This window comes from Pedobacter sp. GW821-FHT01D05 (assembly GCF_059422505.1).
Window position 1 is genome coordinate 82360 of record NZ_JBWKXA010000008.1, and the last position, 11464, is coordinate 93823.

General features: G+C 39.4%; 10 protein-coding genes. 7 read left to right on the forward strand and 3 right to left on the reverse strand.

Annotated features, from left to right (window positions below; all coding sequences use genetic code 11):
• Positions 1 to 8: 8 nt before the first annotated feature.
• The 3 genes from AC07VK_RS22730 to AC07VK_RS22740 form a co-directional block, all read right to left on the reverse strand.
• The gene (locus AC07VK_RS22730) at positions 9 to 3329 is read right to left on the reverse strand and encodes a TonB-dependent receptor (RefSeq protein ID WP_492963361.1); all 3321 of its coding nucleotides are present in this window, start codon (positions 3327 to 3329) and stop codon (positions 9 to 11) included.
• A gap of 111 nt (positions 3330 to 3440) precedes the next feature.
• Positions 3441 to 4577 carry a FecR family protein gene (locus AC07VK_RS22735; protein ID WP_494939836.1) on the reverse strand — a complete coding sequence of 379 codons (1137 nt, stop codon included), beginning with the start codon at positions 4575 to 4577 and terminating at the stop codon, positions 3441 to 3443.
• 135 nt (positions 4578 to 4712) lie between these two features.
• On the reverse strand, positions 4713 to 5303 hold the full coding sequence (locus tag AC07VK_RS22740) for an RNA polymerase sigma factor (RefSeq protein ID WP_492963358.1): 591 nt from the start codon (positions 5301 to 5303) through the stop codon (positions 4713 to 4715).
• Between the two features lie 444 nt (positions 5304 to 5747).
• Between AC07VK_RS22740 and AC07VK_RS22745 the strand changes: the two genes are divergently transcribed.
• The 7 genes from AC07VK_RS22745 to AC07VK_RS22775 all read left to right on the forward strand — a co-directional run bounded on the left by AC07VK_RS22745 (position 5748) and on the right by AC07VK_RS22775 (position 11380).
• On the forward strand, positions 5748 to 6770 hold the full coding sequence (locus AC07VK_RS22745; protein ID WP_492963356.1) for a sensor histidine kinase: 1023 nt from the start codon (positions 5748 to 5750) through the stop codon (positions 6768 to 6770).
• A complete protein-coding gene (locus AC07VK_RS22750) occupies positions 6767 to 7543 on the forward strand; it encodes a LytR/AlgR family response regulator transcription factor (protein WP_492963354.1) in 777 nt (258 codons plus the stop codon). Before AC07VK_RS22745 ends, AC07VK_RS22750 begins: the two co-directional genes overlap by 4 nt.
• 109 nt (positions 7544 to 7652) lie before the next feature.
• A complete protein-coding gene (locus AC07VK_RS22755; RefSeq protein ID WP_492963352.1) occupies positions 7653 to 8486 on the forward strand; it encodes a sterol desaturase family protein in 834 nt (277 codons plus the stop codon).
• Between the two features lie 23 nt (positions 8487 to 8509).
• A complete protein-coding gene (locus AC07VK_RS22760; RefSeq protein WP_492963351.1) occupies positions 8510 to 8731 on the forward strand; it encodes a hypothetical protein in 222 nt (73 codons plus the stop codon).
• Between the two features lie 43 nt (positions 8732 to 8774).
• A complete protein-coding gene (locus tag AC07VK_RS22765; RefSeq protein WP_492963349.1) occupies positions 8775 to 9164 on the forward strand; it encodes a DUF4890 domain-containing protein in 390 nt (129 codons plus the stop codon).
• 85 nt (positions 9165 to 9249) lie between these two features.
• Positions 9250 to 10293, forward strand: a complete 1044-nt coding sequence (locus tag AC07VK_RS22770) for an alpha/beta hydrolase family protein (RefSeq protein ID WP_492963347.1) — start codon at positions 9250 to 9252, stop codon at positions 10291 to 10293.
• The gene (locus tag AC07VK_RS22775) at positions 10226 to 11380 is read left to right on the forward strand and encodes a serine hydrolase domain-containing protein (RefSeq protein ID WP_492954314.1); all 1155 of its coding nucleotides are present in this window, start codon (positions 10226 to 10228) and stop codon (positions 11378 to 11380) included. The genes AC07VK_RS22770 and AC07VK_RS22775 overlap by 68 nt, the downstream gene beginning before the upstream one ends.
• The last annotated feature ends 84 nt before the right edge of the window (positions 11381 to 11464 follow it).

Here is an 11464-nt window from a genome sequence, read left to right on the forward strand (position 1 = left end):
CTTTATATTTAAAATGTACATTGTAAACCTGCAGTAATGGTTCGAAGTGGTGGAGTTGCTGCGCCTTGCGACTCAGGATCATAACCATCGTAATTGGTGATCGTAAATAAATTCTGTCCCTGAACGTAAAATCTTATGCTTTGCGCCTTGATTTTTGAAAGCAAACTGACCGGTAGGGAATAAGAGAGGCTAACGTTTTTCAGCTTGATGAAGGATGCATCCACTATGTTGGCATCAGAAGCAGAATAATTTAAAAAGGCTGAGTAGGCAGCAGATCCCTGAGTGCTTCTGGCATCCTGGGTGACCAATTTATCCTGAGATCCTAGTGCGATATAATCCCGCATCACCGAAGCCGATGCATTATAAGGAAAACCAGGAGGATAAAAAGTAGCTGCAAACATATTTTTACTTTTTTGCTTCACAAACTGAAAAGTAAAATCAAGATTAATGCCTTTGTAAGTAAGTGAATTTGTTAAGCCACCGAAATAATCAGGATAACTTGTACCTACATAGTATTGATCTCCACGACCCGTATCTAAAAAGCCCGTATTCACTACACCGTTCCCATTCAAATCTGCAAAATCTGGCAATCCAGTTGTTGGATTTATTCCCGTATATTTTAATGTATAAAACGAGGCTAAAGGTCTTCCTACAACATATCTGGTAAAATAACTGGTTTTATCTATGTCAGGATATGATAAAAGCTTATTCCTGTTTTTGGAGATATTGAAGGTAGAAGTCCATTTAAAATCTTTCTTCCTGATGTTTGTACTGCTCAAAGAAAACTCTAAACCACTATTTTGAACATTGGCAGGAAGATTGGCCTGATAGCTGGGAAAACCAGTTTGAGGACTTATCGGAAAATCCAATAATTGGTTTCCGGTACGATTTCTATAAGTTGCTGCCGTTAGGGATAATCTATCATCTAGAAAGCCTAATTCTAACGCAACTTCCAGTTTCTTAGTTTCTTCCCACCTAAATTCATTGTTTGCAATCCTGGAAGGTTGAAGGCCAACATAGCCGTTGTATACATAAGGGGAAGAGGAGTAGCTATCATAATATTGGTAGTTGCCTATCTCATCGTTACCAACAATACCATAACTACCTCTTAATTTACCGAAACTGAACCAGCTCAGCTTATTTTTCAGGAAACGCTCTTCAGAAAAAATCCATGCACTGCCAACAGAGCCAAAGTTCCCAAAACGATTGTCAGGTCCAAATCTAGAAGAGCCATCACGTCTAAATGATATATTAGCGATATATTTATTCTGAATGTTATAATTCACACGACCGAATACCGAAGCGTATTTAAAGTCGCTTGAGCCACTCGTAATTGTTCTTGTTGCTGCCGATCCGATGTTAGATAAAAATTCATCAGACGGAAAATCCCTGGCGTTAACACTATAGGGTTGTTTCGACTGTTTAAACTGCCATGATCCGCCAGCCAGGGCTTCCAGGTTGCCTTTCCAAAGCGCCGTTTTATAAGTTACCTGCGGCTCAAAGATATAATTGTTCGTATAAACATATGATTCTATTACAGAGCCTGTTGTTGGCGGATTAGCGCCCAAATTGTTTAGTGAACTTAACGGACGAACAGCCGTGGTCCTCATATCTGTTTTACTGTAACCCAAAGATGCCTTCACATCCAATCCTTTTAATACCGTATACTTCAGGTTAAGGTTAGTTAAAAAGTTACTACCCCTGGCATCATTACTTTGCAAAAGAAAGCCTAATGGGTTGTTAAAACCAGATGCCCAATATAATGAGCCATCTGGATTGTACAAAGGAAAGTTTGGCGGCAGGTTGTAAGCGTAGTTGCCAATCTCTGTGATCGCAATATCATTCTTATCGGCTGAGTACATCGATGAAACCGACAAAGCAAAGCGCTGATCTACAGAGGAGTGATTAAAATTCAAATGTGCACCTCCTCTTTGATACGATTGCTCTCCAGGATAAATATTGGTTTCTTTGTGGAATGTTCCGCTCAAATAGAAATTAGTACGTACATCACCACCCGAAATACTGGAAGTAATATCATGGGTGCGGGCCGTGTTTCCAAGTAAAATTTTGGGGAAATTCTGATCGAGATTAGGATCCCATGTTAAGTCGGCATCAAAAGCGCCTGGAACAGCCGCGGGGTTGTTAGCAAACGCCTTTCTTCTTAATGCCATATATTCGGTTGTACTTAACAACTCCACATAGTTTGCTACTTTAGACATACCGGTATTAGCGTTTACAGAAAACTGGGTTTTTCCAGCCCTCCCCTTTTTAGTGGTGATGAGGATTACTCCATTTGCGCCCCGTGAGCCGTAAATTGCCGTAGCATCAGCATCTTTTAGCACTTCTATGCTTTCAATATCAGAAGGGTTGATGATATTCATCGGGCTGGTATTGCCCTCTGCAGACAGGGCTGCTGTACCTGTAGCCGCAGCGCTGATAGGCTCGGAAAGGAACGGTACTCCGTCAATTACATAAAAAGGGCGGTTTACTTTTCCAACAGAATTAACTCCTCTTATCTGAACGTTGATAGCGGCACCAGGTAGTCCGTTGGTTTGTGTGATGGTTACTCCGGCCAGTCTGCCCTGCAAAGTCTGTAGTGCATTGGTTACCGGTTGTCTTTCAATATCTGCCGCACTAATGCCTACTTGAGATCCTGTGCTTAGTCTTTTGGTTGTTGTACCATAGCCAATGATCATCACTTCATCAAGTTTGGCCGGATCAAGCTCCATTCTCACTTCCATTTTAGCCTGAGCTGGCAATTCCTTAGTTTTATAACCTACATAGCTAAATATCAGGATGGGATTTTCATCCTTTGAAGAAATGAAAAAACGGCCGTTGTTCCCTGCAATAATCGTACGATTGGTTCCTTTCAATTTTATTATTACCCCAGGCAGAGATTTACCCTCCTCATCTAAAACCGTCCCAACCACTTCGGTATCCTGAAAATAGTCCGAAATCTGATTAATCAAATTACGTTCCTGTACGATTACGGTTTTATCTTCTATAGCGTATGTTAAATTTTGATTAGCAAAACAGGCTTTCAAGGCCTCTGCTACACTTACCCCCTGAAGTTTAACAGTAACTGGTTTAGCTTTTTCCATCATTCGCATATCAAATACGAAATCATATCCGCTTTGCGCCCTGATTGATTTAAATACAGATTCTAAATCTGCATTCCGCTGAATCAATGTGATTTTCTGAGCAGATGTAGAAGCGGTTACCTGCATCATGATGCCAAATATAAAGATGGTAACTAAACGCATAATACGGCGAATTTGTTGGACATGCCCCGAAAGGCCACCCATATTGGTAGTAAAAATTTTGTACATTTGTTTGGTTTAAGTTGAAGATTCTCAATAGTTCTGAAAGCTTAAAATCATTCTACGCCAGGGGTGTTCCAGCACCTCTGGTTTTAATTTTAAGCTCAATTTTAATGGTTTTTATTTTGTTACGGTTACCCTCCTTCCTTCAAGCTTAAAGTGAACACCGCCAGTTTTTTGAATTAATTTCAAAACTGACGATATGTTTTTATCTCTTGAGATCCATCCGCCTAGCTTTACTGTGCTGGGTGCAGATTGATCATATATAATTTCTACATCGTACCATCTTGCAATTTTCCTCATGGTAGTCCTGAAATCACTGGTTTTAAGGTTAAACTCATTATTTTTCCAATCCACAAAAGCAGTAGTATCAACATCCCTAACCTCAAGGGTCTTATTAAAGCTTATCGCCTGTTGTCCTGGACGGAGAATGGCATCACTGTTTACCTGTACCCTACCTTCGAGCAGTGTAGTCCTGACGCTTGACTCATCGGCATAAGCATTTACATTGAAATGTGTACCCAGTACCGTAACTTTTTGCCTGTCGGTGCTAACTATAAATGGCTGTGACTTACCTTTTCCGTCCGACACCTTCTTAACTGCGAAATAAGCTTCACCCTCTAATTTGATCAACCTGGCACCTGCATGGGCAAAAGATGTTGGGTAAGTAATCGACGAAGATGCATTGAGCCAGACCTGGGTACTGTCGGGGAGCAACACTTTATATCTACCACCTCTGGGCGTGCTAATGGTATTGTATCCGACTACATCCGTTTCGGTGTCACCCAGTTTCATATAAACCAATTCTCCATTTCCCTGTTTTGAAATACTAGCGCCATACTGTTTGATTTTGTCCTGACCGGCATGAAGGGTATCCAGATAAACCTCGGTTCCGTTGGCAAGTTTTAGCGTAGCCCTGTCCCTCCCCGGCGCAATATCAACTGACCCTGCGGCGATTTCGATGGGTCCGGCATTCTTAGCTCTTTGTGAAAACACGAAAAAGACCAGGGCCGGCACCAATAAAACGACTGCAGCTGCAATCCATCTACGGTATATTTTGAATGAAATCTTATGATTTGAGGGCTCAGATAAACGACGGTTACGTATGGAGCGCAAAATCCTATCCAGGCTTTCTTCTTCACCCGGGACAGGATGAGATTCCCGTTCATCCATGAATTCAGCCACCATCTGCTCAAGTTCACCGTCAGAGATATGATCCATTTTCTGCAAAAGTTCAGAGATTTCTTTCGCAGGCAAACGATTATCCAAAAATTTTGAGTAGCTACTATGTATATTTTGATTTTTATGTTCCAATATTATCGCTTTACATAGATAATACGTTTACAAAACAGACTTCCTCTACTCCATTTTAAAAAAAACTTATTTTTTTTATCATTTATCTAAAAAAAGACAAATCGCCAGCGCCAAAAAGCCATTTATTGACCCAAAAAAAGCTTTCTTTATTGTCTTTGTAGCTTTTACAATATGATTACTTACTGTTGAGGTAGATATATTTAGCTGATCTGCCACTTCTTCATATGATTTCCCTTCGATCTTGCAGAGTTTAAAAACCAGTTTTTGTTGCGGAGGTAAATCCTCAATCGCCCTGTTCAGTAAAATTTCACTTTCCTTATAAAATAATAGTTCCTCAGTCGGGTTGTATAGCTGAGCACTAGCCGATAGGATTTCATCCTGAAGACGTTGATCTCTGGCAGCTTTGCGATAAAAATCACTAACTGTATGGTTGGCAATAGTAAAAATGTAGTAATTAAATGGTTTATCAATATCAATAACCAATCTCTTATCCCAAATCTTAACAAAGACATCCTGCGTCAACTCTTCAGCCAACGGAATATGTTTTATCATCTTAACTAATTTCCTGAATATCAATTTGCTGTAATGTCTATAAAGGACTTCAAAAGCAGCTACATCACCGCCTTTCAAGGCAGTTAATAATTCTTTTTCATCGTCAAGAAAATCCATTTAAAGATTAATTTATTAAATGCCCCACAAAGAGAGTTTTCACAGAAGCAACAGGTTTGTTAGGTTTAGTTAAAGTCATCAATTACTTGCGGCATTCCGCTCAACTGAATTATTCTTTCAGTCACAAAATTGATAGACAACATTCAAATATACCGATTGGCGCTTAATTTAGAGACTATTACCCGGCAAAAATATTGGAAAATAAATTAACTGGGTATCCCCTGACGCCGTTTCATCGTTTTTACATAAATGATATTCTTTAATGGACAAATTATTTGAAGAGATTGAAGAACGCTGAAGCGGTACAGCAAAACCCGTATCAGACCCGTTCCACCAGGCGTAGAAAAATAAGGACAAAGCATATTTTATTCAACTGACAGCCAAATCTGTCAGCTTCACCATGATTGAAAACTGTTTCCTGTTTTTTTTTCATAAGTTTAAACGATGGATAAAAATGAGCGACGAATTTCCTGGTATAGTTCGCTGTTAATCGCCTTATTGGTAAATACACCTAAGTTGCTGGCTTTACGCGAAAAAGGAATTTTGGCGCAATACTGGCATTTTAATCCTTTGGAACTGCTGTATCAGTTTTTATTCAATCTGCTCTTCTGTGGGCTAATATTTCAATTAAACCTGAATCCATCTTCAAAGCTTAGTATTTATCGTGAAAAAAATAAAATTAGTCTGTATATCATTTCAAATGCATTAATATTCTTTTTTGCTGTCTTTGTAGGAGGTGTGCTTCAAAACAAATTATTTTTTACGCCACAATTGCCGAAGGTTTACCTGGCAGGCAACTTCGTGCGATTATTCTTGAGTAGTATCTTAACTGGCATTCTGATTAAAATTGTCCTGCTTGTCCGTTCCTCTAAAAATAAAGAAGTAGAAAACGAGCAGCTCAAAATGGCCTACATGCAAACAGAACTGGAGCTTTTGAAAGAACAGATGAACCCACATTTTTTATTCAATTCTTTAAGTAGCCTCTCAGGTGTAATAAGGGAAAACCCTGCCTTGGCACAAAAATATGTCCGCGATTTATCTACCGTTTTTCGCTACGCTTTAAATCGTTCCAAAAATAATCTGGTAACACTTAGTGATGAATTAACGATGCTCAAGGCATTCGCCCGGCTCATTACCATGCGTTTGGAAAATGCCTTTAAAATGGAAATTAATATTCCCGCCGAAGTGCTGAATTATAAATTACCCCATTTGACTTTACAGCCTTTATTAGAAAATGCGGTGAAACACAACGCAGCAACCCTAACAAAGCCCTTAAATGTAAAGTTGTATATGGATGATGACCTGCTGGTTCTAAGCAATAACCTCAACGAAATTCCAACACCCGAAAGCAGCAACGGAATGGGACTTGCAAACCTGAACGAACGTTTTAAAATTATGGTAAAACAAGAAATCGAAATAAGCAAAAGCCAAAACGGATTTCTGGTAAAAATCCCTTTAAAAGCATGAAAACCATCCGTACTGTTGTTGTAGAAGATGAGGCTGTCACTTCAAGGAACCTCATTCACTTATTGGGAGAAATAGCGTACGATATTGATATAGTTTCGGCATTAAGTACAGTTGAAGAAGCAATCACCTGGTTTGCCGGCAACGAAAACATGTACGATTTAATTTTTATGGATATCAGGCTCGCCGATGGATTGTCTTTTGATATTTTCAAACGAATCGCCATCGATAAACCTGTTATTTTTGTAACCGCATATAACGATTACGCCATCACGGCTTTCAGAAACAATGGTATCGATTACATCCTAAAACCTTTTGACGAGGAAGAAATTGCCAATGCTGTTAACAAATACAAAAGATGGATGGGCAGTGCTACACCATATGTTTTGCCTGTATTTGCAGATTTAGCTGCACAAATTGGCAACCTTTCAAAATCTCACAAAAAGTCTTTCCTTATTCATTACCGTGATAAACTGATACCTGTAGAAACGGCTAAAATTTCGTGGTTTTATACGGCTAATGAAATCGTTTACGCCAGAACAAACGACGACAGGCAGTTTGTGATGGACTTTACCATGGAACAGCTGGAACAACAGCTTGAGCCGGATACTTTTTTCCGGGCAAACCGCCAGTTTCTGATCAACCGCCAGGCTATAACCGAAGTTGAATTTTATTTCAATGGAAGATTGTTGGTTAAAGTAAAACCAATAGCAGAAATGCAAATCCTGATCAGCAAAGCCCGTGTGCCTGAGTTTAAAAAATGGATGAACACTTAAATCGTTTCACCCCTTTGTTTTTCAGCTTCACCTGTTTTTAGGCCGCATCCAAATTCATTTTTATTCACCTTTATCCTGTCTTAACAAGGCAGCATTTAGTTAGATAAAAATGAAAAATCACATCGGTCCATATCGCATTTACATCCTGTTATTCCTTTTTGTGTTAATTCTTGCCGAAATCATCTGGAGCTGGAAGAAAGAAAAAGGCACTTATGATGTTAAGGAAACTTTTTCCAACCTCGCTATTTTTGCAGGTTTTCAGTTTTCAAAATTCATATTTGCAGGTTATCAGTTAACCATTCTGGGTTTCTTTGCAAATCTGACACCCATTAAATTGCCGCATAATGCCTGGGTTTTCGGTTTAACATTTATCGCTGCAGATTTTATCTATTATTGGTTTCATCGCTTTTCACACATCTGGAAACCGCTTTGGGCATTTCATTTGGTCCACCATTCGGCCATGCACATGAACTTAACGGCAGCCTACCGCCTCAACTGGTTTTCGGCAATTGTTAGTCCCTTGTTTTTTATCCCGGCTGCATTATTTGGTTTGCCTACCGATTTTATTGTGATTTCTTATGCGCTTAACCTTACTTACCAATTTTTTCTACACACTGAAGCAGTTGGAAAATTAGGCCTGGTTGAGCATGTAATGGATACACCGTCATCGCACCGGGTTCACCATGGAAGCAACCCGATTTACATCGATAAAAACTTTGGCGGTGTCTTAATCATCTGGGATAAGCTATTTGGCACTTATCAACCGGAAACAGAAAAAGTACGGTATGGCCTAACTACCGGTTTTTTAAGTTATAATCCCTTCCGCCTGGTGGCCCAAGGTTTTATCAACTGGTTTAAGCCAAAAAGTTCAACCCAAGGCAATAACAATTCAACCCCGAATCTTTCTGTTTCAACCGAAAAGCAGAAACATGCATTAAATTAATCCGTCTATTTAATAAAAAACACATGATGAAAAAGTTCATTTTAATTATCAGTATCGCGTTCTGGGCTGCACTGCCCGCAAATGCCCAAAGCAGAATAGTTGTAAGAACACCTGCTAAAAGAATCATTGTACATACCCGCCCGGTGAATGTTAGGCCTGTTGCAAGGGTTGTCGTAGTAAAAGCCGCACCAATTGTAGTGGCAAACCCTACTTTGAGAAGAAGGGTAGTTGTTGTTCATCACTAATCTTAAGCAATTTTCATATTTTTAAATCAATAGAAATCAAATCATGAAAACCCCTAAAATCACAAATATATTTGTTGCTTTATTGGCCTTATCAGTTTCCGGTTTAAGCTCGGCGTTTGCTCAAAACAAAGCAAATGATTTAAAGAATAAAACACCCGAAGAGCGGGCTAAATTTCAAACGGAAATGATGAAGAGTAAGTTCAACCTAAATGCCCAACAGCAAAGTAAAATTGAAGTCATAAACTTAAACTATGCTAAAAAGTTCGAGCCGGTTATAAAAAGCACCGATAGTAAAATAACACGCTTTAAACAAGCCATGTCTTTACAGAAGGCGAAGGATGAGGAGCTGAAAAAGGTATTTACAGCCAGCCAATATCAGCAATACGAAAAGTTTCAAGAGGCGTTAAAAAGCACACTAAAAGATAAAATGTAATATGAAACCATCATGATTTTTCAAACCACACAGTGGTATGAAAAAATCTGATAGCTTCATCACAATTGAAAACAAATTTATACAGATGAAAAATTTATTCAGACTTTGCTTTTTACTATTGATTTTATCAGCTTGCACTAAAGGAGGCGATTCGCCATCAACAGAACCTATAGATGATGATTTAGATGGGCCAATTTCTCGACCTGCATCTGGATATGGAGCTGATGGCAGTTACAAGGTTGCAGAGATCAATTTTGCAAACCCAACCTATTCCGGAACCAATGTAACTATTTTCTATACTGCCGGGATTAGCTCACCCAAAGGAACTATTTTCTATTCACATCCTTATGGCGGGGAAGATAAAAACTATGCAAAGGGCCTTTTCGAGTTCATTGCAAAAAAAGGTTTTGTAGTGGTTTTTGTGCCCTATCCAACAACCGGAGTTAGTATAGATGATAGATATAACACACTCTGGACAGGCTTTTTAAAGGCAGCAACAGACTATCCGAATCTTATCGACAAGACCCGCGTTGGCTTTATGGGGCATTCTTTTGGTGGAGGTGCTTCAATTGCCCTTGCTTATAAAGCGTTCACCGATTATGGATGGGGACAAAATGCCCGTTTCCTTTTCACCATGGCACCTTGGTATAGCTATCAGATTACCAATGCACAACTTCAGAATTTTCCTGCCAATACAAAAATGATTGCTCAGGTTTATGATGAAGACATTGTTAACGACCACCGTTTAGCTATAGATATCTTTAAAAACATTAGCATTGCCGCGGCAGAAAAAGATTTCATCTACATGAAAGCAGCCACAATTGCAGGTTACACTTACCACACGGAACACACCATGCCAAATACAAGAACAGCATTCGATGCCTATGATTATTATGCCATTTACCGCCTGCTCGATGCCATGATGGATTATAGTTTTAATGGCAATCAGGCCGCAAAAAATGTGGCTTTAGGAAACGGTTCAACAGCACAAATAACCATGCCTGGGTATAAAAATGAAACTTTGCCACCGTTAGAAGTAAGTGATAATCCGGTGCCTAAATATGCACAAAGCCGATATGAATTTCAGTGCGGCAGTACAGTTAACCCCAGAATTGGAAATTGTAATTAAAAATATGAAAAAGTTGATTTTTAGTATCTTGATTTTATTTTGTTGCGGAAATTTAAACGCACAGAACTTCTCTAAAATCGATACCTGGCTACAGGAACACGCCGATGTAATGGGCGGCAGAGTTTACCTCGTACTCTATAAAGACGGGAAAATTTTATATAGCAAAGGCGTGAGCGAACTTTCTGCAAAACAGAAAATGGTGGGTAAAATCTTAGCCAGGAGACAAGGCAAAACTGCCGATTTCAGCGATTACACCGCTACAACCCGGCAGCAGATTGCCAGTTGCAGTAAATGGCTGAGCGCTGCCTTGGTAATGACCTTTGTTGATGAGGGTAAGCTGAAACTTAGCGATACGGTTGGCAAATATCTTCCGGTTTTGTCGAAATCGGGCAAAGGGAGTATCACCATTAGCGAATGTTTATCGCACATGACTGCCATAAAATCTCCTGATTTAAAAGAGAGTTTAAGCGAAATGCGACAAACCAATAGCATGGATGAGGCCATCCAAATGATTGCTGCTTTGCCTATGGAGGGCGAACCAGGAAAGGTTTTTAGATACAGCAATACCGGATTACAAATCGCCGGAGCAGTAATTGAAAAAATCAGTGGCAAGAGCTTCGAAACCTTATTTGCCGAAAGAATTGCCAAACCTTTGGATATGAAAAATACTGATTTCGGGAAAGGTAAAGTTGCATTGCCTGCAGGTGGGGCGAGCAGTACACCAAACGATTACATGAATTTTCTTACTATGATTGTAAATAAAGGCATTTTTAATGGCAAGAGAATTCTATCAGAGAATAGTGTGAACCAAATGCAAATTAATCGTGTAACTGGTGAAGTTAACAAAGTATACGCACCCACCGAAGCAGGAAATTTTGGCTATGGCTACGGCGAATGGGTGATGGAAAATAGTATAAACAATAAGCCCGGTAACGCTGTTACCAGTCCTGGCTTATTTGGCAGTTATCCCTGGATTGATAACCAAAAGAAAACGGCTGGCTTTTTAATGGCCTTTTACCTTAACAATAAAGGAAGACACCAATACTATGTTGAGTTGAAGAAGTTAGTTGATGAGGCCTTGAAGTGAAGGCAGTTTTTAAATGGGCATTACTGAAACGAAATGCCCGTTTTAACCATACATTATGATCTATCATTGCCAAGTAATTCCACA